The following is a 22,340-nucleotide window of genomic DNA, read 5'->3' on the forward strand; positions in this document are numbered from 1 at the left end:
GGACCCTCAAGCGCTCCACCGACGTTTCACCGACCCAATGGGGATCGCGGCGGTGCCGGACCAGACGGGCCGCCACGCATCTGCCGAACGAAAGAGGCTGAACATGAGCAAAGTGATTGGTATCGACCTCGGCACCACGAACTCGTGCGTCGCCGTGATGGAAGGCGGCAGCGCCAAGGTGATCGAGAACGCCGAGGGCGCGCGGACCACGCCGTCCATGGTCGCCTTCAGCCAGGGCGGCGAGCGGCTGATCGGCCAGCCCGCCAAGCGCCAGGCGGTCACCAATCCGGAAAACACCCTCTTCGCGATCAAGCGTCTGATCGGCCGCCGTTTCGACGATCCGCTGACGAAGAAGGACCAGGGTCTGGTTCCCTACCGCATCATCTCCGGCGACAACGGCGACGCCTGGGTCGAGGCGCACGGCAAGAAGTACAGCCCCAGCCAGATCAGCGCCTTCATCCTCACCAAGATGAAGGAAACCGCCGAGAACTATCTGGGCGAGAAGGTCACGCAGGCGGTCATCACCGTCCCGGCCTACTTCAACGACAGCCAGCGCCAGGCCACCAAGGACGCCGGCAAGATCGCCGGCCTGGACGTGCTGCGCATCATCAACGAGCCGACGGCCGCCGCGCTCGCCTACGGCATGGAGAAGAAGGGCACCGGCACCGTCGCGGTCTATGACCTGGGCGGCGGCACCTTCGACATCTCCGTGCTGGAGATCGGCGACGGCGTCTTCGAGGTGAAGTCGACCAACGGCGACACCTTCCTGGGCGGCGAGGACTTCGACAGCCGGGTCATCGAGTATCTGGCCGACGAGTTCAACAAGGAGCAGGGCATCGACCTGCGCAAGGACAAGCTCGCGCTGCAGCGCCTGAAGGAAGCTGCGGAAAAGGCGAAGATCGAGCTGTCGTCCACCACGCAGACCGAAGTCAACCTGCCCTTCATCACCGCCGACCAGACCGGTCCGAAGCACCTGAACATCAAGCTGACCCGCGCCAAGCTGGAAGCCCTGGTGGACGACCTGGTGCAGCGCACGATCGAGCCCTGCAAGGCGGCCCTGAAGGACGCCGGCCTGAAGGCCAGCGAAATCGACGAGGTGATCCTGGTCGGCGGCATGACCCGCATGCCCAAGGTCATCGACGCGGTGAAGCAGTTCTTCGGCCGTGAGCCGCACCGCGGCGTGAACCCGGACGAGGTGGTCGCCATCGGCGCCGCCATCCAGGGCGGCGTGCTGAAGGGCGAGGTCAAGGACGTCCTGCTGCTCGACGTCACCCCGCTGTCGCTGGGCATCGAGACGCTGGGCGGCGTCTTCACCCGTCTGATCGACCGCAACACCACGGTCCCGACGAAGAAGAGCCAGACCTTCTCGACCGCCGAGGACAACCAGAACGCCGTCACCATCCGCGTCTTCCAGGGCGAGCGCGAGATGGCGCAGGACAACAAGATGCTGGGCCAGTTCGATCTGGTCGGCATCCCGCCGGCCCCGCGCGGCGTTCCGCAGATCGAGGTGACCTTCGACATCGACGCCAACGGCATCGTCAGCGTCACGGCGAAGGACAAGGCGACCGGCAAGGAGCAGCAGATCCGCATCCAGGCCTCGGGCGGCCTGTCGGACGCCGACATCCAGAAGATGGTGAAGGACGCGGAGGCCCATTCGGCCGACGACAAGAAGCGCCGTGAGCTGGTCGACGCCCGCAACCATGCCGACGCCCTGATCCACACCACCGAGCGGACCATCAAGGAGAACGGCGACAAGATCCCGGCCTCCGACAAGACCGCCGCGGAAGCTGCCGTCGCCGAGCTGAAGTCGGTGCTGGACAGCGAGGATCTGGACGGCATCAAGGCGAAGACCGACGCGCTGGCCCAGGTTTCGATGAAGCTGGGCGAGGCGATGTACAAGGCCGGCCAGGGCGAGGCCCCGGCTGCGGGCGGCGAGGCGCCGGGCGCCCAGCCGAACGAGCCGGGCGTCGTCGACGCCGACTTCGAAGAGGTCCAGGACGACAAGAAGAAGTCGGCCTAAGGCTTATCTCTTAGGGCAGCAGCTTCTTTTTGATACGGACCTGACGCGAGCATCGATGGCCCGCCGCCTTTTCCCGGCGGCGGGCCTTCGGTATGCTGGGGTCAGGCTCCGGCACTACTCGGACAGTTTGGACCAGAACGACTCAAAGGCGGTCGGCCCCCATGGCGAAACAGGATTATTACGAGCTGCTCGGTGTGGCGAAGAACGCCAGCGCGGATGAGCTGAAAAAGGCTTATCGCAAGATGGCGATGCAGTACCACCCGGACCGCAACCAGGGTGACAAGGACGCCGAGCAGAAGTTCAAGGAAATCAGCGAAGCGTATGACGTCCTGAAGGACGATCAGAAGCGCGCGGCCTACGACCGGTTCGGCCACGCCGCCTTCGAGAATGGCCGTGGTCCGGGCGCGGGTGCCGGGGCCGGCGGCTTCAACTTCGACTTCGGCGGTGGCGGCGGCTTCGCCGACATCTTCGACGAGATGTTCGGGGAGTTCATGGGCGGGCGCCGCGGCGGCGGCGGTGCGTCCGGCCGCGGCCAGGATCTGCGCTACAACCTTGAGATCGGGCTGGAGGAGGCCTTCAAGGGCACCCAGACCACCATCCGCGTGCCCACCACCGTGCAGTGCGACGGCTGCAACGGCTCCGGTGCGGCGGCGGGGACCCAGCCGATCACCTGCCCGACCTGCCAGGGCCACGGCAAGGTGCGGGCGCAGCAGGGCTTCTTCACCATCGAGCGGACCTGCCCCGGCTGCCATGGCGCCGGCAAGGTCATCAAGGACGCCTGCAAGACCTGCGGCGGCTCCGGCCGTCTGCGCAAGGAAAAGACCCTGCAGGTCAACATCCCCGCCGGCGTCGAGGACGGCACCCGCATCCGTCTGGCGGGGGAGGGGGAGGCGGGCCTGCGCGGGGCGCCGGCCGGCGACCTCTACATCTTCCTGGCGATCGGGCCGCACCCGATCTTCCAGCGCGACGGCGCCAACATCCACTGCCGGGTGCCGATCCCGATGACCACGGCGGCGCTCGGCGGTTCGGTGGAGGTTCCGACCATCGACGGCACCCGCACCAAGGTGACGGTGCCGCCGGGCACCCAGTCCGGCCACCAGTTCCGCATCAAGGGCAAGGGCATGTCGGTGCTGCGCAGCGCCCAGCGCGGCGACATGTACATCCAGGCGGTGGTGGAGACCCCGGTGAACCTGACCAAGCGCCAGCAGGAACTGCTGCGCGAGTTCGAGGGCGCCGCCAAGGAAGGGTCGAATCCGCAGTCGGAGGGCTTCTTCGCCAAGGTGAAGGAGCTTTGGGAAGACCTGAAGGACTGAGCGGCCGGCAACTGCGGATCCGTTGGACGGGCGGCGTGTCGGTGACGCGCCGCCCGTTACTTTTTGTCGCATGGCCGGAGCTTTCCGTGCTTTCGGAAGGCTGAAACGCCATTTCCACGCGAAAGCCGTTGAAGGGATGGTCATGCGCGTGTAATCACCCATCATGGCTAATTCTTCGGCGACATGCCCGGCTCATGCCGGGGGCAGGCGGCTGCATGCGGGTTGACAGGCTCCTCGCTGCCCTGTTCGACGCGTTCGTCCGGGGCGACGAACTGCCCACGCTGATCCATCCGGCCAACCACACGCCCATCCTGCAGCGGCGGCGCGCCGCGATGATCCAGTCGCGCGTGCGGATGGTGGCGCTGATCTTCGGCATCCTGACCCCGCTGTGGATCGCCATCGACGTCACCGTCTTCGAATGGTCGCTGGCCATCTGGCTGATCGTGCTTCGCCTGAGCGCCAGCGCCGCCTTCCTGGCGCTCGCCTTCGACCGCCGGTCGTGCGAGGACATGACCTGCGCCTGGTGGCGGCTGACGGCGCTGCTGGCGATCCCGACGCTGTTCTTCGCCATCTCGCACCCGCTGCTCTGCAACCAGGGTGTCGACGATCTGCGCATCGCCGTCAGCGCCGGCTACGGTTACCTGCCCTTCGTGATGGTGGCGGGTCTCAGCGTATTTCCGCTGACCGCGCTGGAAGGCGCCCTGTTCGCCGCTCCGATGCTGGGCGCCCATCTGGCCGCCGGCTTCTACGGGTCGCTGGTGATGCCGTTCCCGTCCTACATCAGCGCGCTGTGGTTGCTGGCGCTGATCGCGGTGGTGGCGACGCTGGCGGCGATCAGCCAGCTGCATTTCATGGTCGCCCTGCTGGAGCAGGCGGCTCACGACGCGCTGACCGGCGCCTTTTCCCGCCGCATCGGCGAGGAGTTGCTGAAACTCCAGGTCGCCCATGCCGAGCGGGCGTCGCAGCCCTTGACGGCGATCTTCGTCGACCTGGACGATTTCAAGGCGGTCAACGACCGCTTCGGGCACGAAGAGGGCGACCGGGTCCTGCGCCATGCCGCCAACACCATCCGCAGCCTGCTGCGCCAGTCCGACGCGCTGGTTCGCTGGGGCGGGGAGGAATTCCTGATCATCATGCCCGACACCCCGATAGACGGCGCGATGATCGCGGTGGAGCGGATGCGCCGCGCCGGTTTCGGCAAGCGGCCGGACGGCAGCCTGCAGACCGCCAGCATCGGCATCGCCGAGCAGGCCACCGACCACCCCGCCGATTGGGAAGCCCTGGTGGAGTTGGCCGACCAGCGCATGTACCGCGCCAAGCAGGACGGCAAGAACCGGGTGATCGGACCGGGTGACGGCATCGTTCCGAACACCGACTCCCAGCCCTGGGATGAAATCCTCGCCTAAACGGCGTCGAGCGGATACTCCCGCAAGGCCTCGTACACCGCACCGCCGTTGCCGAGGTGGCTGCGGTAGAGCGTGACATGCTCCACCGGCATCGGGCCGGCGCGGAACAGGCCGCGGTCTGACAGGAAGCGGCCGATGCGGTCGGCAGGTGCGTCCTTCAGCCGGGCCAGCGTGACGTGGGGGGAGAATTTCCGCTCTTCCGCCGGCAGGCCGCAGCGGACGAGCGCGGATTCGATCTTGGCCTGCAGATGGGCCAGCGCCTCGCTGCGCTCCACCCCCGCCCACAGAATTCGTGCCCGGCGCGCGCTGCCGTACACGCCGACCCCGTCGAGGGTAAGCGGAAAGGCCGGCGCCCGGACGTCCGCCAGCGCGGCGTCGATGTCCATCGCCTGATCCTCCGGCACCTCGCCGATGAAGCGCAGGGTCAGGTGCAGGTTTTCCGGCTCGGTCCAGCGCGCGCCGGGCACCCCGCCGGCCAGTCCCGCCAGCCGCTGGCGAACCTCCTCCGTCAGGTCGAGGGCGACGAACAGGCGGAGCATGGGGCACCTCCGGGGTTGCTGCAACGGCGGCGGATTGCCCCCTCCCTAACCCTCCCCCGCTTCGCGGGAGAGGGGACTACCGCCGCTTTAGGAGTTACGTCACACTGACAAGCGTCCTACCCCCTCTCCCGCAAAGCGGGGGAGGGATGGGGAGGGGGCAACCGCAGCCGGCGCTTTACGGACACGGATCCGGCATGCGGTTGTGCACGGCGTCGATCTCCGCCAGCACCTCCGGCGACAGGGTCACGTCGATGGAGTCGATGTTGGAGATCAGCGTCTCCATCGTCGTCGCCCCGATCAGGGACGAGGTGACGAAGGGTTGCTGCACCGTGAAGGCGATGGCCATCTGGTTGGGTGCCAGGCCGTGGCGGCGCGCGATGTCCAGATAGGCCTCCGTCGCCGCGTCGGCGTTGACCGTGGTGTAGCGCGACGGCCGGTGGTCGAGCGCGCGGCGGCTGCCCGGCGGAATGGCGCCGTTCAGGTACTTGCCGGTCAGCGTGCCGGCGGCCAGCGGCGAATAGGCCAGCAGCCCGACATCCTCGCGCAGGGCCATCTCCGACAGCCCGTTCTCGAAGGTCCGGTTCAGCAGGTTGTAGGCGTTCTGGATCGAGGCGACGCGCGGCAAGCCCGCCACCTCGGCGGCGCGCAGGTAGCGCATCACGCCCCATGGGCTCTCGTTCGACAGACCGACATGGCGGATTTTGCCCGCTTGGATCAGTTCCGCCAGAGCCGCCAGCGTCTCCTCGATCGGCACGCCGTCATGCTGCGGCTTGTGCTGGTAAGTGCGGACACCGAAGCGGTTGGTGACGCGGTCGGGCCAGTGAATCTGGTAGAGGTCGATGTAATCGGTCTTCAGCCGCGACAGGCTGGCCTCGACTGCCGCGAAGAGGTTGGCACGGTCCAGCCGCGACTTGCCATCGCGCACCCAGCCGAAGCCGCCGGCCGGCGCGCCGATGATCTTGCTGGCGAGGATCACCTTGTCGCGCTTGCCGCGCGACTGGAACCAGCTGCCGATCACCTCCTCCGTCTTGCCGTAGGTGTCGGCGGTGGGCGGGATCGCGTACATCTCCGCCGTGTCCCAGAAATTGATGCCGCGGTCGAGTGCCGCGTCCATTTGGGCATGGCCTTCGGCCTCGGTGTTCTGGCGGCCCCAGGTCATGGTGCCCAGGCCGATGGCGCTGACCGACAGGCCGGTTCGGCCGAGCGGACGATACTGCATCCGGAACGTTCCTTATTCGAAATGATCTTTACAGAAAGAGCGTCAACACGCCGGTGTAGCCATAGAGCCGGTTGTGCGACACCTCGCCCGACGCGAAGAAACCCGTCAGCGGGATGTCGCCGAAGGTCTCGCGGATCATCGACAATTCGGCATCGGCGGTGCCGAACAGGCTGGGACCGCGGGCGATGCAGCTGACATACACCGCCCCCTTCGGCGTCGCCTTCACCCGCTTCTTGAGGCTGTCCAGCATCCGGCGCATGTCGGCGGCTGCGGTTTCCGGATCGCGGCGGGTGAACATCACCGGCTGGCCGGTCGTCACCCGTTCGGCGATGGAGATCCAGCCGGCGCGCGGATCGATGGCGATCAGGTCGCGGACCAGATAGTCCTGCGTGTCGGAACCGGCGATGGGCAGTCCGGCGCAGATCAGCCCGGACACCTGCCGCAGGTCGGCGGCAAGCTCCGGCCCGATGTCCTCCTTGAAGACGTCCAGCGCCGGGCGGCCGTCGATCTCCAGGATCACGTTGTCGTCGCTGGCGGTGACGGTGCGGGTCGGCCCGATGGGGCGGCAGCCCTGGGTCAGGGCGGTGGCAACCGGCAGATTGGGTGCGAACAGCACCCCGGACACGCCGCCGTCGGTGACCGGATCGGCGTCCTCGGCCCCGGCGGCGATCTGCGGGAACTCCCCGCGCGAGGCGGTCAGCCCGCCGACCAGGAAGACGCCGGCCTCCTCCGACAGGCGGGACACCAGCCCGGCCATGTCGGCATGGTGCGGATCGACATGGACCAGCGCCAGCGCCGCGCCATGCTTGTCCAGCCAGCCGCCGGCACTGCCGCGCAGCGGCTCCAGCCCGTCGGTCAGGGTGGGGAACAGGCGGAAGCTGTCCTCCGGCAGGCGGGCGGCCATGATCGCCAGCCCCGGCTCGTCGAACAGGGCGTCACCGTTCGCCATCACGCCGATGCCGGCGGTGCCCACCCAATGGCGGATGCCGGTAACGCCGCGCAGCAGGGTGACGATGCTGGTCGCATGTTCCGCCAGCCCGTCGGTCAGGTAGAGGAAGCCCAGGTTGCAGCCGGCGACCGGCCCCAGCTTGTCCAGGCAGGCCTTGACCGTCGGTCCCCACTCCGCCCCGGCGGCGCAGGCGGCGTGAAAGCGGGTGTCGCTGTCCAGGGTAACGGTCATGATGGGTCAGCCTCCGGGTTTTTCGGTAGTCTTCTGGATTTGCGGCAGACTGTCGAGCAGGGCGGTGACGGAAGGCAGGATGCGCTCTACGATCGTCGCCACACCCTGGGCATTGGGATGCAGCCCGTCCTGCTGGATCAGCGACCGTTCCAGCGCCACCCCGTCAAGGAAGAAGGGGTAGAGCGGCAGGTCATAGCTCTTCGCAAGGTCGGGATAGATGGCGTTGAACTTGTCGGTATAGGGCTTTCCCAGGCTGGGGGAGGCATACATGCCGGCCAGCAGCGTCGGAATCTTGCGATCCTTCAGCGACTTCAGGATGGCGTCGAGGTTGGCCTTCGCCTGAGTGGGATCGAGCCCGCGCAGCATGTCGTTGGCGCCCAGCTCGACGATGGCGGCGTCCGGCTTGTCGGCCAGCGCCCAGTCCAGCCGTGCCCTGCCGCCGGCGGTGGTGTCGCCCGACACGCCGGCATTGATGACGGTGACGCTGTACCCCTTCGCGGCCAGCGCCTTTTCCAGCTGACGGGTGAAGCCCTGCGGTTCCGGCAAGCCGTATCCGGCGGTCAGGCTGTCGCCCAGTGCCAGCAGCTTTACGGGCTGCGCGGCGTCTGCGCGAATCGGAACGGTCATCGATACCCCTGACGCAAAAACGAAGGCGAGCGCGGCTCCGATGGCGCCCATGTTGAAAGCCCGGCGGGTCGTGCCATATGGCGATGGTCCGTTCCGCTTGTGCGAGAGTCGCATGTCCAAAGTCCAATCCTCTGCAACGTCGTCCAATTCCATCGCCCAACCCCTCCATGATTCCATCGTGGAACTCGACGACGTCCACTTGAGATTGGACAGCGGTGCCGGGCCCGTCAACATCCTGCGGGGCGTGAATCTTCAGGTGGCGGCCGGGGAGCGGGTCGGCGTCGTCGGCCCCAGCGGTTCCGGCAAGTCGACCATGATGATGGTGATGGCCGGCCTGGAACGCCCCAGCGGCGGCACCGTCCGCGTCGCCGGACAGGAGCTGAACCGGCTGGACGAAGACGGGCTGGCGCGCTTCCGCCGCCAGCATGTGGGGATCGTCTTCCAGGCTTTCCATCTGGTGCCGACGATGACGGCGCTGGAGAATGTCGCCATCCCGCTGGAATTCGCCGGTGTCGCCGACGCCTTCGACCGCGCCCGCATCGGGCTGGAGCAGGTGGGCCTGGGCCACCGCATCCATCATTACCCCGGCCAGCTTTCGGGCGGCGAGCAGCAGCGCACGGCGCTCGCCCGCGCCTTCGTGACCGAGCCGTCGCTGCTTCTGGCCGACGAGCCGACCGGCAACCTCGACATCGACACCGGCGCCACCATCGTGAAGCTGCTGTTCGATCTGGCCGAGCGGCGCGGCACGACGCTGGTGCTGATCACCCACGACCCGAGCCTCGCCGCCCGCTGCGACCGGACGGTCCGGCTGGCCGACGGCCGCATCGCCGACGACGGGCAGGCGGCACGGCGCGCAAGGCTGCAGGCGGCGGGGGAGTGAGCGGGATGACTGAACTAATCGGGTCCGTTTCCCCCTCTCCCCCCTGGGGAGAGGGTCGGGGTGAGGGGGAGGCAGGGCGTGGCGTAGCTTGGCACGCGACACCCTCGTCACAGACACACTCCTCGCCATGCGTCCCCCTCACCCTAACCCTCTCCCCGGGGGGGAGAGGGGACCAGCGCGGGTATGAGGGGAACCACCGATGACCAACCTCAGCCTCGCGCTCCGCCTTGCCCGGCGGGAGTTGCGCACCGGCCTGAAGGGCTTCTGGGTCTTCCTCGCCTGTCTGGCGCTGGGCGTCGCGGCCATCGCCGCGGTGCAGTCGGTGTCGAGCGGGCTGCTCGACGGGCTGGCCAATGACGGACGCTCCATTCTCGGCGGCGACGTCGCGTTGCGGCAACTCTACAGCCCGCCGGCCGACGAGCAGATGGCGGTGCTGACCGCCGGCGGCCGGGTGTCGACCTCCGCCGAGATGCGGGCGATGGCCCGTGCCGACGACGAGGTCCGCGCATCGCTGGTCGAGTTGAAGGCGGTCGACGATGTCTACCCGCTCTACGGCACGGTCACACTGGTGGGCGGCGGCGACCTGCGCGACGCGCTGGCGCAGAAGGACGGCCGCTGGGGTGCGGTGATCGAGGCCAGCCTCGTCGACCGGCTGGGTGTGAAGACCGGCGACACCATCCATGTCGGGGAAGGCGCCTATCGCGTCGCCGCCGTGCTGGACCGCGAGCCGGACCGCGCCTCCTCCAACGCCTTTTCACTGGGGCCGCGCCTGATGGTGGCGCTGCCGTCGCTGCAGGGCACCGGGTTGCTGCAACCCGGCAGTCTCACCTGGTGGAGCGCCAAGGTGGCGCTGCCGCCCGAGACCGACCTGAAGGCGTGGCAGGAGAGCCTGCGCGCCCGCTTCCCCGACGCGCCCTGGCGGATGCGCGACTACACCAACGCCTCGCCGCAGATCGAGCGCTTCATCGACCGCATGACGCTGTTCCTGACGCTGGTCGGTCTGACCGCACTGCTGGTCGGCGGCGTCGGGGTGGGCAATGCGGTGCGCAGCCATCTGGACTCACGCGCCCGCACCATCGCCATGATGAAGTGCATCGGCGCGCCGGGCGCGCTGGTGTTCGAGCTCTATCTGGCGCAAATCCTGGCGCTCGCGCTGCTGGGCATCGTCATCGGGCTGGCGCTGGGCGCCGTGGCGCCGCTGGCGCTGGGCCGGCTTCTCGACGGCGTGCTGCCGGTGTCCGCCCATATCGGCGTCTATCCCGGCGCATTGGCACTCGCCGCCCTCTATGGCGTGCTGACGGCGCTGACCTTCTCGCTCTGGCCGCTCGGCCGGGCGCGGGAGGTGCCGGCCGGCGCCCTGTTCCGCGACGTGATCGCCCCGGCCGCCGGCCGGCCGCGCATGCCCTACACGCTGGCGATGATCGCGTCGGCGGTGGCGCTGGCAGGATTGGCGGTGCTGACCGCCCATAACAAGCTCTTCGCCCTGTGGTTCGTCGGCGGCTCCATCGCCACCTTTATCGCCTTCCGCGCCGCGGCGGCGCTGGTGACCTGGGGAGCCGCCCGCGTCGGCCGAGTGCGGAAGCCGGGATTGCGGCTGGCGCTGGCCAACCTGCACCGGCCGGGAAACCCGACGGCGGCGGTGGTGCTGTCGCTCGGGCTCGGCCTGACGGTGCTGGTCGCCATCGCGCTGATCCAGGGCAACTTCTCCCGCCGGGTGTCGGAGACGATCCCGCAGGACGCTCCCAGCTTCTTCTTCGTCGACATCCAGCGCGACCAGTTCGATCCCTTGCGCGACCTCGTCACCGGCATCCCCGGCACCAGCGCCTTCGAAGCGGTGCCGAGCCTGCGCGGCCGGGTCGAGCGGGTGAACGGACAGGACGCCGAAAAGGCGCTGGTCAACCCGGAGCAGGCCTGGATCCTAGCCGGCGACCGCGGCATCACCTATTCGGCGACGCTGCCGAAGCACTCCACCGTCACCGCCGGCAGCTGGTGGCCGACCGACTATGCCGGCCCGCCGCTGATCTCCATCCACCAGAGCGTCGCCGAGGCCTTCGGCATCGGCCCCGGCGCCACGCTGTCGATCAACATCCTGGGCCGCAGCATCGAGGCCACGGTCGCCAACGTCCGTGCCGCCGACTTCAGCAGCATGGCGATCAATTTCACCATGGTCTTCGCCCCCGGCACGCTGGAAGGCGCACCGCAGACCTGGGTCGCCACGGTCCGCGCCACGCCGGATGCCGAAACGCAGGTGCAGCGCGCCGTACTGCAGCGCTTCCCCAACATCACCATGGTGCGGATCAAGGACGCGCTCGATACGGTGTCGGAGATGCTGGGCCATATCGGCACCGCGGTGCGCATCGTCGCCGGTATCACGCTCGCCGCCGGCACGCTGGTGCTGGCCGGGGCGGTGGCCGCCGGCCATCGCCGCCGGGTCTACGACGCGGTGGTGCTGAAGGTGCTGGGGGCGACGCGCGGCGACGTGCTGCGCGCCTTCCTGCTGGAATACGGGTTGCTGGGCCTGCTGACCGCGGTCATCGCCGGCGGCATCGGCACGCTGACCGCCTGGGCGGTGCTGCGCTTCCTGATGCATTGGGAGTGGAGCTTCCTGCCGTCGGCGGTGGTCACCACGGCCTTGCTCAGCACGGCGATCACTCTCGCCTTCGGGTTCTATGGTACTTGGCGGGCACTGGGCCAGCCGTCCGCGCCATTGCTTCGCAACGAGTGATTCCCGCGGCAGAAAGCGGTAGCAAAAACGAAACGTGAAAGCTTTTTCATCTTGGAGAACCGCTGCCGATTCCTATTGAACCGATTTGCGGACTCGCCAATATGTCAGGACGACGGGATCACCCTATTCCACCGAGGAAACCAACATGGCAGACCCGACCTATAACCGCTTCGCGACCGCAGGCCGCGCGACAGATCGGGGATACTTCGACGAAGGCCTGCGCCAGCACATGCTGCGCGTGTACAACTACATGGGCGCCGGCCTGATCCTGACGGGCCTGGTCGCCGCACTGGTGTCGTCCAGCCCGGCCATGATGGCGGCCATCTTCGGCACGCCGCTGAAATGGGTGGTGATGCTGGCCCCGCTGGCGTTCGTCATGGTGCTGTCCTTCGGCATCCAGCGCCTGTCCTTCGCATCGGCACAGATGATCTTCTGGGCCTACTGCGGCGCGATGGGCCTGTCGATGTCGGCCATCTTCCTGGTCTTCACCGGGGCGTCGATCGCGCTGACCTTCTTCGTCACCGCCGCGACCTTCCTGGCGATGAGCCTGTACGGCTACACCACGAAGGCCGACCTGTCTAAGATGGGCTCGTTCCTGATGATGGGCGTCATCGGCCTGGTCATCGCCGGCTTGGCGAACATCTTCTTCCAGTCGCCGGCCCTGCACTTCGCGATCTCCGCCATCGGCGTGCTGATCTTCACCGGCCTGACCGCCTACGACACCCAGGCGATCAAGGAAAGCTACGCCGAGGGCTACGATCACGAGAGCACCGGCAAGCTGGCCCTGATGGGCGCCCTGACGCTGTACCTGGACTTCATCAACCTGTTCCAGTTCCTGCTGCAGTTCCTGGGTCAGCGCAACAACGACTGAGCCTGAAGACGCCTGATCGGACAAGCATCGGATCAAGCAGCAACCGCCCGGAAGCACCAGCTTCCGGGCGGTTTTCTTTTGTCCGGGATTGTTCAGGCTTCTACGGTCACCGCATCGCCGACCTTGAGACCAAGCGCATGGTCAGCCCGTCCGCGGTTCACGGCGATCTCGGCGAGCCCGTTGGAGTTCTCGTACCACAGCGGCTCCCCCGGTCCGACGGCACCGAAGGTGCGGGCACGGGTGATGCGGGTGCCAGCCGCACTCAACACGGCGTCTGCAGGCAGGGCGGATGCCCGCATGCCGGTCATGGCGTTGCCGTAGACATCGACATAGACGATGCGCGCCAGCTCATCCGGCCAGTCGGGACGGTCGATAGCGGTGAGGGGGAGGGGGCTGCGATCCACCGGCCGGCCGGTGGCAAGGCTGGCAGCCACGGGGGCGAACAGGTCGCGGCCATGGAAGCTGGCGGACAGCCGGTCCGGAATCCAGTCGATGGTCCAGGCGTTTAGCGACGTTGCGCGGCGGGCGATCAGGGCAAAGAGACCGTTGTCCGGCCCGACGAACCAGCGCCCGTCCGCCTCCACCATCACCGGCCGCCGGTCGGTGCCGACACCGGGATCGACGACACAGAGAAAGACGCTGCCGGCGGGGAAGGCCGGGGCGTAGGCCGCGAGCAGATAGGCGGAAAGCTGCGGGTCGAATGCGGGGGCATCGGCGAACAGATCGATGACGGGGACGGCGGGCGCCTGTTGCGCCAGCACCGCCTTCATCTGGCCGGTGTAGGGGCCGGAGAGGCCGAAGTCGGTGAAGAGCAGGATCATGGGGGCAATCTCACCATTGCCGCTGCGTTAGGCCCCCACCCTAACCCTCCCCCGCTGGGCGGGGGAGGGGACAAGTGCTGATACGGGAGAGTGGCGGCAGTCCCTCCCCCGCCTGCGGGGGAGGTTAGGTGGGGGTCTAACTTCCCCTCACATCGACTTCGTATCCAGCGCGTACCCCGCCGAGCGCACGGTGCGGATCAGGTCCAGTTCGTCCTCTTCGTTCATCGCCTTGCGCAGGCGGCGGATGTGTACGTCGACCGTACGCGGCTCGACGTACACGTCGTGGCCCCACACCAGATCGAGCAGCTGTTCGCGCGAGAAGACGCGGCCGGGATGCTGCATGAAATGGCGCAGCAGGCGGAATTCCGTCGGGCCGAGGTGTACGTCGCGCCCATTGCGGCGTACGCGGTGGGCGGCGAGATCCATCGTCACGTCGGCGAAGGTCAGAATCTCGTCGGTCATGCCGGGCGAGGCGCGGCGCAGGACCGCGCGCATGCGCGCCACCAGCTCGGTCGGGGAGAAGGGCTTGGTGATGTAGTCGTCGGCGCCGGAATTCAGGCCGCGCACCCGGTCGCCTTCCTCGCCGCGGGCGGTCAGCATGATGATCGGGATGTCGCGGGTCTTGGCGTTGCGGCGCAGCTGGCGGCAGACCTCCAGCCCGCTCATCAGCGGCAGCATCCAGTCGAGCAGCACGATGTGCGGCGTCTGTTCGCCGGCGGCAAGCAGGGCCTCCTCGCCGTCACTGGCGGTGGCGACGCGGAAGCCTTCCTTTTCCAGGTTGTACTTCAACAGCGTCAGGATGTCGGCCTCGTCCTCGACGACCAGGACGAGCGGCTTCAGGGCCGCGTTCATGGAGGCTCCGTTCACAGCGCGCGTCTCGACGTTAACCGGCATGGGACAGCCTTTTCAACAAAGGAGGGAAGGGGCGCAGGCGTGGGGCATAGGGGGAGGGGAGGGCTCAGCCGTAGCGGCCGGTGATGTAGCCCTGGGTGCGCTCGTCGCGCGGGTTGGTGAAGATTTCCTCGGTGTCGTCGCACTCCACCATCTCGCCCAGATGGAAGAAGGCGGTGCGCTGCGACACGCGGGCGGCCTGCTGCATGTTGTGGGTGACGATGACGATGGTGTAGTTGGCCCGCAGCTCGTCGATCAGCTCCTCGATATGGGCGGTCGCGATGGGGTCGAGCGCCGAGCAGGGCTCGTCCATCAGGATCACCTCGGGGCTGACGGCGATGGCGCGGGCGATGCACAGCCGCTGTTGCTGGCCACCGGACAGGCTGGTGCCGGGCTCGCGCAGGCGGTCCTTCACCTCGCCCCACAGGCCGGCGCGCTTCAGCGAGGTCTGCACCACCTCGTCCAGCTCGTCGCGGCCGGAAGCCAGGCCGTGGATGCGCGGGCCATAGGCGATGTTGTCGTAGATCGACTTCGGGAACGGGTTCGGCTTCTGGAACACCATGCCGACGCGGGCGCGCAGCTGCACCGCATCCACGGCCTTGCCGTAGACATCCTCGCCGTCCAGGGCGATCCGTCCCTCGACCCGGCAGCCCTCGACGGTGTCGTTCATCCGGTTCAGGCAGCGCAGGAAGGTCGACTTGCCGCAGCCGGACGGGCCGATCAGCGCCAGCACCCGGTTCTCGTGGATGTCGAGATCGATGCCCTTCAACGCCTGCTTGGCGCCGTAGAACACCTTCACCGCGCGGGTGGTCATCTTGGCCGGCAGGTCCGCGCCGGAACGCTGCCCAGGGTGTTGGCCGGAACGCTGGTCGCCGCGGGGCCGCAGCTTCAGCGGGCCCGGAATACCGCTCTGGATGCTGCTCGGGATGCCGCTTGTAATGCTCATGGGGCGCTCACCACCGTCTCTCGAAAATCTTGCGCAGGACCACGGCCGTCCCGTTCAGCAGGATCAGGACGCCGAGCAGGATCAGGATCGCCGCAGAGGTGCGTTCGGTGAAGGCACGCTCGGGGCTGTCGGCCCACATGTAGATCTGAACGGGCAGCACCGTGGCGCTGTCGGTCAGCTCGTGGGGCACGTCGACGATGAAGGCGACCATGCCGATCATCAGCAGCGGCGCCGTCTCGCCCAGCGCGCGGGCCATGCCGATGATGGTGCCGGTCAGGATGCCGGGCATCGCCAACGGCAGCACATGGTGCAGCACCGTCTGCAGGGGCGAGGCGCCGATGCCCAGCGCCGCCTCGCGGATCGACGGTGGCACCGCCTTCAGCCCGACTCGGGCCGAGATGATGATGACCGGCAGCGTCATCAGCGCCATCACCAGCCCGCCGACCAGCGGGGCGGAGCGCGGCATGCCGAAGAAGCCGAGGAACACGGCGAGGCCCAGCAGGCCGAAGATGATCGACGGCACCGCGGCGAGGTTGTTGATGTTCACCTCGATCAGGTCGGTCCAGCGGTTCTTCGGCGCGAATTCCTCCAGATAGACCGCAGCGGATATCCCGACCGGCACCGACAGCGCCATGGTCACCAGCAGCGTCAGCAGCGAACCGACGATGGCGCCGCCGATGCCCGCCTGTTCCGGTTCCCGGCTGTCGCCGGCGGTGAACAGGGTGGTGTTGAAGCCCTGCGCCAGCGCACCGGAGGCCAGAAGCGCGTCGGCCGCGGCGATCTTGGCGTCGCTGAGCCCGCGCTCGCTCTCCGGCAGGTCGCGGCGGTAGCGGCCCTTCACCAGCTGGTCGATCTCGTCGTCGGCGCGGACCCAGACGGTCAGCGTCGTCCCGACCAGCGCCGGGTCCTTCGCGACCATCGCCTCCAGCTCGTAGGGCGCGCCAGACGACAGCAGGTCGTTCAGCACGCGTTTGCCGGCGCGGTCGGTAACCTGCGGGAACTGGGCATGGAGCGCCCGACGCAGCATTGGGGCATAGTTGCGCTCGGCGACCTCCGCCGGGTCCAGCGTCACCTCCAGCCGGATCCGCGCTTCCCAGAAGGCGGTGCTGCCCTTGGCGACGATCGAGCCCAGCAGAACCACCAGCATCAGCGCCGCCAGCGCCACCGCCGCGGCCCCGGCCAGCCGGAAGCGGCGTTCCGCGGCATGGCGGGCGCGTAGGCGGCGGGCGAAGGCCTCGCTCCTGATCCGCGACTTCACCGGAGTGCCGGAGGAGGCAGGGGAGGGCGTCACGGCCGCCGCGTCCTGCTCGACGAGGTCAGTCATATTTTTCCCGATAGATTCGGACCACCCGCAGGGCGACCATGTTGAGGCAGAGCGTGACGAGGAACAGCACGAGGCCGAGGCCGAAGGCCGACAGCGTCTTCGGGCTGTCGAACTCCTGGTCGCCGACCAGCAGCGTGGCGATCTGGGTGGTGACGGTGGTCACCGCCTGCAGCGGGTTGGCGGTCATGTTGGCCGTCAGGCCGGACGCCATGGTGACGATCATCGTCTCGCCGACGGCGCGGCTGACCGCCAGCATCACCGCGGCGACGATGCCCGGCAGCGCCGCCGGCAGGACCACCTGCTTGATGGTCTCCGACTTGGTGGCGCCGAGACCGTAGGAGCCGTCGCGCAAGCTCTGCGGCACCGCGTTGATGACGTCGTCCGACAGCGAACTGACGAAGGGGATGATCATCACCCCCATGACGATGCCGGCTGCCAGCGCCGATTCCGAACTGACGTCCAGCCCCAGCGCCTCGCCCACCGACCGCACAAAGGGCGCCATGGTCAGTGCGGCGAAGAAGCCGTAGACCACGGTCGGGATGCCGGCCAGGATCTCCAGCGCCGGCTTCAGCCAGGTGCGCACGCCGCGACCGGCATATTCGGACATGTAGATCGCCGCCATCAGCCCGACCGGCACCGCGACCAGCATGGCGATGACGGTGATCAGCAAGGTGCCGGCGAACAGCGGGATCGCCCCGAAGGAGCCGCTGGATCCCACCTGATCGGCCCGCATCGCCATCTGCGGGCTCCAATGGGTGCCGAACAGGAAATCGAACGGCGAGACGACGGTGAAGAAGCGCAGCGCCTCGAACAGCAGCGACAGGACGATGCCGACCGTGGTCAGGATGGCGACCATCGAGCAGACGATCAGCGCCACCCGCACCACCCGCTCCACCACCGGGCGGGCGCGCAGGTCCGGCCCGATGCGGTGCCGGCCCCAGGCGAGGCCGGCGACCGCCAGGCTGGCGCCGACGGCCAGCAGGCTCCAGTCGGCAAGCTCGCGCAAGGCCGCATAGCGGCGGGCCGCATCCTGAACCAGGGGGTCGGGCTCGCGCCCGGTGGCGATGCCGCGGGCGAGGTTGAGGATGTCCGCCTTCAGCAGGGCGACCGACTGGCCGTCGCCGGTGGTCAGCCGCTCCGGCAGGGAGGACAGGACCAGCTGCATGGCAAGCCAGCCTTCCGACGCGGTCCAGGCCACGAACAGCAGCAGCGCCGGCAGCCCGGCCCACAGCGCCACATAGACGCCGTGGTAGGAGGGAACCGAATGCAGTTCCGCCACCCGCCCGCCGACGGACGCCGCCGCGCGCGACCGGCCGGTCATGAAGCCGATCACGGTGAGCAGGGCCAGGATCAGGGCGAGAAGGGTCAGCTGCATGCGGAATGCCCGGCGGGAGAATGGGTGGTCAGAACTGCAGCGGCGTCAGGCCGACCGCCTGGGTGCGGGCGGCGTCGCGCAGCGCCTTCGGCTCCGGGATCAGGCCCTTGTCGACCAGATAGCCGTCGTCGCCCATCGCGCGTTCGGAGGTGTATTCGCCGATGAACTCGCGGATGCCCGGGATGACGCCGGCATGGGCGGTCTTGACGTAGATGTAGAGTGGACGCGCCAGCTCGTACTTGCCGCCCGCCACCGTCTCCGCCGTCAGTTCCACCCCGTCCATCTTCGCCGCACGCAGCGTGTCGCGGTTCTGGTCGAGATAGCTGTAGCCGAAGACGCCGAAGGCGTTGGGGTTGGCGGTCAGCTTCTGGACGATCAGGTTGTCGTTCTCGCCGGCCTCGACATAGGCGCCGTCCTCGCGGATGGTCATGCAGGCCCGTTCGCGCGCCTTCTCGTCGGGAACCGCCTTGGCGACCTCGGCCACCTTCTTGCAGCCCTCAAGCATCGCCAACTCGTTGAAGGTGTCGCGGGTACCGGAGGTGGGGGGCGGGCCCAGCACCTCGATCGCGGCCTTGGGCAGCGACGGGTCGATGTCCGACCACAGCTTGTACGGGTTGGCGACCAGGGCGCCATTCACCGGCACTTCCTTGGCAAGCGCCTTCCACAGCACGACAGTCGACAGCGACACCGGCGCCGCCTTCTTGGACGAGGCGAGCGCGATGCCGTCATAGCCGATCTTCAGCTCGGTGATCGTGGTGACGCCGTTGGCGGCGCACTGGTCGACCTCCGACTTCTTGATGCGGCGCGACGCGTTGGCGATGTCGGGATGGGCCGGGCCGACGCCGGCGCAGAACAGCTTCAGCCCGCCGCCGGTGCCGGTGGACTCGATCACCGGCGTCTTGAACTTGCCGGTTTTGCCGAAGGCTTCGGCCACCGCGGTGGTGAAGGGGAACACGGTGGAGGAACCGACCGCGCGGATCTGGTCGCGCGACTGCGCCGAAGCGGGGGTGGCGGCGAGGCTGAGGGCGAAGCCCAATCCCAGGCCCAGGGCGGTCGCGGCGAAGACATGGGTCCGGGTGGTCATGGGTGCCCCTCCTTGAGGAAACGGAGACTGGTCCATCGGAATGGCGCGGACCATAGACCCGGAGGGCGACCAATTGATTGCGTTTTTATGACACTTTCATGACACGGTCACAGACGCGCTTCACCCCTCTCGCACACTGCCAATTCCCCTCTCCCCCCCGGGGAGAGGGTTAGGGTGAGGGGGTCGCGCGGCGGGAGCTTTGGAGAATACACGCAGTGCTTCCCCCTCACCCCGACCCTCTCCCCAGGGGGGAGAGGGAGAAGCAGCCTCCCCCGCCGCAGGCAGATAGACGGTGAAGGCGCTGCCCACCCCTACCTCGCTTTCGATGGTCAGGCGGCCGCGGTGGCGGTTCAGGATGTGCTTGACGATGGCAAGCCCCAGCCCGGTGCCGCCCATGGCGCGGGAGCGGGCGGCATCGACGCGGTAGAAGCGTTCCGTCAGGCGGGGCAGGTGGGTGCGGGCGATGCCGTCGCCATGGTCACGCACCGACACCGCGACCATGGATGTGCCGCTGCGCACCACGCGCTTGTCCTTCGCCGTGGCACCGGTGGGAGCAGGCAACCCCGCAAAGCCCACCGCCGCGCCGTCGGCCAGCGCCACGGTGACGGTCACGTCGGTGTCCTCGCTCGTGTACTTGATCGCGTTGCTGACCAGATTCTGGAAGACCTGGGTCAACTGGTCCTCGTCGCCGACGACATAAGGAAGGGTTTCCGGCACTTCCAGCCGCAGGCGGATGCGGCGCTGTGCGGCCTTCAGCTCCAGCGCGGCGATGACGTTCTCCAGTTCCTCCACCACATCGACCCGGCCGTTCGGCGGCATATGCTCGTCCAACTCGATGCGGGAGAGCGAGAGCAGGTCGTTGACCAGCCGGGTCATGCGGCTGGCCTGGTCGTGCATGATCGACAGGAAGCGGTCCTGCGCCTCCGGATCGTCGCGGGCCGGACCGCGCAGCGTCTCGATGAAGCCCAGCAGCGAGGACAGCGGCGTGCGCAGTTCGTGGCTGGCGTTGGCGATGAAGTCGGCACGCATCTGCTCCGACCGGCGGGCGGCGGTGACGTCGTGCAGGGTCAGGATCGCCATGCGCACGACGGTGGGCGGACGCGGCGCCGGATCCTCCTCGATCTCTCCGTCCAGCAGGGAGGGGTCGGGTTCCGGCACCAGCCGCTGGAAGGGCTTCACCTGCGCCTCGAAGCTGCGTTCCACCGGTACCGGCAGCGTGAATTCGATGATGCGCGACGCACCGCCGCGCAGGACAGAATCCACTGCCTCCAGCACCGCCGGCGTCCGCAGGGAGGAGGCAAGGTCGCGGTCCACCACCTTGTCGCCGAACAGCTCCCGCGCGGTCTGGTTGGCGCGCACCACCTGCCGCTCCGCATCCATCAGCAGCAGCGGGGCGGGCAGGGCGTCGATCACCGCTTCATCCGCATCCAGCTGCATCCGCACGCTTTCCGCCCGACGCAGGCCGACCCGGTGCAGCCGGCCGATGGTCGCGGTCAACGCCTTCAGGGCGGGCGGCGTGCCGGCCGGGGTCATCGGCTCGTCGGCGTCCGCCAGCCGGGCGGCATAGTCGGTCATCGCATCGGCATCGCGCCGGTAGGTGCGCAGGACCAGCACCGCGCCTGCCAGCGCCAGCGCCGCCGCGACCAGCGCCAGCCCGCCATGCAGAGCCCCGACATGGACCACCCAGGCCAGCACGCCCAGCAGGGGCACCAGCATCAACAGGATCGCGGTCAGCAGCGGGGTGGGCGGCGACGCCTTCAGGCGCATGGGAACGGCACCGGATCAGGGGGTGGATGGGCAGGCAGCGTGACGATCAGCCCTTCTACACCATCGTCGCGCATGCCGCGCGGCGGTCATAAAAGATTCATGGCCGGAACTGTGCGGTCCTTCGTTGACTCCAATATCATGGAACTTCATTCTATCATCATGGATAACGCTAAAACCGACATCGACAGCCGCCTTGCCGCGCGCCTGCGTGCCTTGCGGGCGGACCGTGGACTGACTCTTGACGGATTGGCCGAACGGTCGGGCGTTAGCCGTTCCATGATCTCGCTGGTCGAACGGGGGGAAAGCAGCCCGACTGCTTCAGTCCTCGACCGGCTCGCCGCCGGGCTGGGCGTGACGCTGGCAGCCCTGTTCGCGGAAGCGGAGCGGGAAGATGCCAACCCAGTCGCCCGTCTCGCCGATCAGGTCGCTTGGATGGACCCCGCCACCGGCTACCGCCGCCGCAACCTGTCGCCGCCGGGCTTCCCGTCGCCCATCGAACTGGTGGAGGTGGAGCTGCCGCCGGGCACCCGCGTTTCCTATGACAGCGGGAACCGTGCCGCGACGGTGGAGCAGCAGGTCTACCTTCTGGACGGCACCATTGACCTGACGGTGGGGGAGGTGACGCACCACCTGTCCACCGGCGACTGCCTCGCCATGCGGCTCGACCGGCCAACCGGCTTCCACAATCCGACGGACCGGGCCGCCCGCTACATCGTGGCGCTGACCACCGACGGGCGGCCGGCCTTAAACGCCGTTAAACGCTGAAGGAGCATGCCATGGACAGCGCTTGCGCGGACGCCGGACGAGTGAGTGAGGAAAGCCGGGCCGCCGCCGTGACGGTGCGCGTGCTGTCGGGTCCGCAAGCCCATGCCGCAGTGCCGGGGCTGACCGACGTGCTTCTGGACTGCGTGGCGGGCGGCGCCTCCGTCAGCTTCATGGCGCCGCTCGACCGCGCCACTGCCGAGGGCTTCTGGCGCAACGTGGCGGCGGGTGTGGAGCAGGGAGAGCGCATCCTGCTGGTGGCTGAGGACGGGGAGGGCGTGCTGGGCACCGTCCAGCTGGTGGTCGGCCAGCCGCCAAACCAGCCCCACCGCGCCGACCTGTCCAAGATGCTGGTCCATCGCCGGGCCCGGCGGCTCGGCGTCGGCGCCGCCCTGATGCAGGCCGCCGAGGATGCCGCCCGCACCGCCGGCAAGACCCTGCTGGTGCTGGACACCGCCTCGCCCGATGCCGAACGCCTGTACACCCGCGCCGGCTGGGTGAAGGTCGGCGTCATCCCCAACTACGCCCTGTGGCCGGAAGGCGGCTTCTGCGACACGACGTACTTCTACAAGGCGCTGGGGTGATTACGG

General features: G+C 68.3%; 19 protein-coding genes. 8 read left to right on the forward strand and 11 right to left on the reverse strand.

All coding sequences use genetic code 11. The annotated features are described in order from the left end of the window. Positions 1-103: 103 nt before the first annotated feature. From dnaK to ACWPKK_RS12420, 3 genes are all read left to right on the forward strand, one after another. The gene (gene dnaK, locus ACWPKK_RS12410) at positions 104-2,020 is read left to right on the forward strand and encodes a molecular chaperone DnaK (RefSeq protein ID WP_149223776.1); all 1,917 of its coding nucleotides are present in this window, start codon (positions 104-106) and stop codon (positions 2,018-2,020) included. 161 nt (positions 2,021-2,181) lie between these two features. Next, on the forward strand, positions 2,182-3,333 hold the full coding sequence (dnaJ, locus tag ACWPKK_RS12415; protein WP_324867626.1) for a molecular chaperone DnaJ: 1,152 nt from the start codon (positions 2,182-2,184) through the stop codon (positions 3,331-3,333). 215 nt (positions 3,334-3,548) lie between these two features. Next, positions 3,549-4,739, forward strand: coding sequence for a diguanylate cyclase (locus tag ACWPKK_RS12420; protein ID WP_452004307.1), 1,191 nt, complete (start codon positions 3,549-3,551; stop codon positions 4,737-4,739). On the opposite strand, the gene thpR is transcribed toward ACWPKK_RS12420, so the two are convergent. From thpR to ACWPKK_RS12440, 4 genes are all read right to left on the reverse strand, one after another. Further along, positions 4,736-5,278 (reverse strand): RNA 2',3'-cyclic phosphodiesterase, encoded by a 543-nt coding sequence (gene thpR, locus ACWPKK_RS12425; protein ID WP_452004310.1) that lies wholly within the window; start codon positions 5,276-5,278, stop codon positions 4,736-4,738. The genes ACWPKK_RS12420 and thpR overlap by 4 nt on opposite strands. Positions 5,279-5,453: 175 nt before the next feature. After that, positions 5,454-6,497, reverse strand: coding sequence for an NADP(H)-dependent aldo-keto reductase (locus tag ACWPKK_RS12430; protein ID WP_452004312.1), 1,044 nt, complete (start codon positions 6,495-6,497; stop codon positions 5,454-5,456). Positions 6,498-6,525: 28 nt separating this feature from the next. Continuing rightward, complete coding sequence (locus tag ACWPKK_RS12435; protein WP_452004315.1) at positions 6,526-7,677, reverse strand: FIST signal transduction protein; 1,152 nt, start codon at positions 7,675-7,677, stop codon at positions 6,526-6,528. Positions 7,678-7,683: 6 nt separating this feature from the next. After that, the gene (locus ACWPKK_RS12440; RefSeq protein ID WP_452004317.1) at positions 7,684-8,304 is read right to left on the reverse strand and encodes an arylesterase; all 621 of its coding nucleotides are present in this window, start codon (positions 8,302-8,304) and stop codon (positions 7,684-7,686) included. A gap of 112 nt (positions 8,305-8,416) precedes the next feature. On the opposite strand from ACWPKK_RS12440, the gene ACWPKK_RS12445 reads away from it, so the two are divergent. The 3 genes from ACWPKK_RS12445 (at position 8,417) to ACWPKK_RS12455 (ending at position 12,780) form a co-directional block, all read left to right on the forward strand. Next, the gene (locus ACWPKK_RS12445; protein ID WP_452004319.1) at positions 8,417-9,184 is read left to right on the forward strand and encodes an ABC transporter ATP-binding protein; all 768 of its coding nucleotides are present in this window, start codon (positions 8,417-8,419) and stop codon (positions 9,182-9,184) included. A 199-nt stretch (positions 9,185-9,383) separates the two neighbouring features. Continuing rightward, positions 9,384-11,909, forward strand: a complete 2,526-nt coding sequence (locus ACWPKK_RS12450) for an ABC transporter permease (protein WP_452004321.1) — start codon at positions 9,384-9,386, stop codon at positions 11,907-11,909. A gap of 145 nt (positions 11,910-12,054) precedes the next feature. After that, entirely contained in the window at positions 12,055-12,780 is a 726-nt protein-coding gene (locus tag ACWPKK_RS12455; RefSeq protein WP_222531732.1) for a Bax inhibitor-1/YccA family protein, read from the forward strand. Positions 12,781-12,872: 92 nt separating this feature from the next. Here ACWPKK_RS12455 and ACWPKK_RS12460 read toward each other — a convergent pair whose 3' ends face one another. The 7 genes from ACWPKK_RS12460 to ACWPKK_RS12490 form a co-directional block, all read right to left on the reverse strand. Beyond that, positions 12,873-13,601: an SAM hydrolase/SAM-dependent halogenase family protein gene (locus ACWPKK_RS12460; protein ID WP_452004324.1), complete on the reverse strand. Its 729-nt coding sequence runs from the start codon at positions 13,599-13,601 to the stop codon at positions 12,873-12,875. Positions 13,602-13,748: 147 nt separating this feature from the next. Continuing rightward, positions 13,749-14,453, reverse strand: a complete 705-nt coding sequence (gene phoB / locus ACWPKK_RS12465; RefSeq protein WP_324867647.1) for a phosphate regulon transcriptional regulator PhoB — start codon at positions 14,451-14,453, stop codon at positions 13,749-13,751. 106 nt (positions 14,454-14,559) lie between these two features. Then, positions 14,560-15,306 (reverse strand): phosphate ABC transporter ATP-binding protein PstB, encoded by a 747-nt coding sequence (gene pstB, locus ACWPKK_RS12470; protein ID WP_324867719.1) that lies wholly within the window; start codon positions 15,304-15,306, stop codon positions 14,560-14,562. A 139-nt stretch (positions 15,307-15,445) separates the two neighbouring features. After that, complete coding sequence (gene pstA / locus ACWPKK_RS12475) at positions 15,446-16,762, reverse strand: phosphate ABC transporter permease PstA (protein ID WP_452004326.1); 1,317 nt, start codon at positions 16,760-16,762, stop codon at positions 15,446-15,448. Then, positions 16,755-18,137, reverse strand: coding sequence for a phosphate ABC transporter permease subunit PstC (gene pstC, locus ACWPKK_RS12480; RefSeq protein ID WP_452004329.1), 1,383 nt, complete (start codon positions 18,135-18,137; stop codon positions 16,755-16,757). Before pstC ends, pstA begins: the two co-directional genes overlap by 8 nt. A 28-nt stretch (positions 18,138-18,165) precedes the next feature. After that, positions 18,166-19,221 carry a PstS family phosphate ABC transporter substrate-binding protein gene (locus tag ACWPKK_RS12485; RefSeq protein WP_452004332.1) on the reverse strand — a complete coding sequence of 352 codons (1,056 nt, stop codon included), beginning with the start codon at positions 19,219-19,221 and terminating at the stop codon, positions 18,166-18,168. A gap of 120 nt (positions 19,222-19,341) precedes the next feature. Beyond that, positions 19,342-20,988, reverse strand: a complete 1,647-nt coding sequence (locus ACWPKK_RS12490) for an ATP-binding protein (RefSeq protein ID WP_452004334.1) — start codon at positions 20,986-20,988, stop codon at positions 19,342-19,344. 159 nt (positions 20,989-21,147) lie between these two features. Here ACWPKK_RS12490 and ACWPKK_RS12495 point away from each other — a divergent pair, with 159 nt between their 5' ends. Both ACWPKK_RS12495 and ACWPKK_RS12500 read left to right on the forward strand, forming a co-directional pair. Then, complete coding sequence (locus tag ACWPKK_RS12495; RefSeq protein ID WP_452004337.1) at positions 21,148-21,753, forward strand: helix-turn-helix domain-containing protein; 606 nt, start codon at positions 21,148-21,150, stop codon at positions 21,751-21,753. Between the two features lie 11 nt (positions 21,754-21,764). Beyond that, positions 21,765-22,334: an N-acetyltransferase family protein gene (locus tag ACWPKK_RS12500; protein WP_452004339.1), complete on the forward strand. Its 570-nt coding sequence runs from the start codon at positions 21,765-21,767 to the stop codon at positions 22,332-22,334. Positions 22,335-22,340 lie beyond the last annotated feature (6 nt).

It is taken from the genome of Azospirillum largimobile (assembly GCF_977007025.2).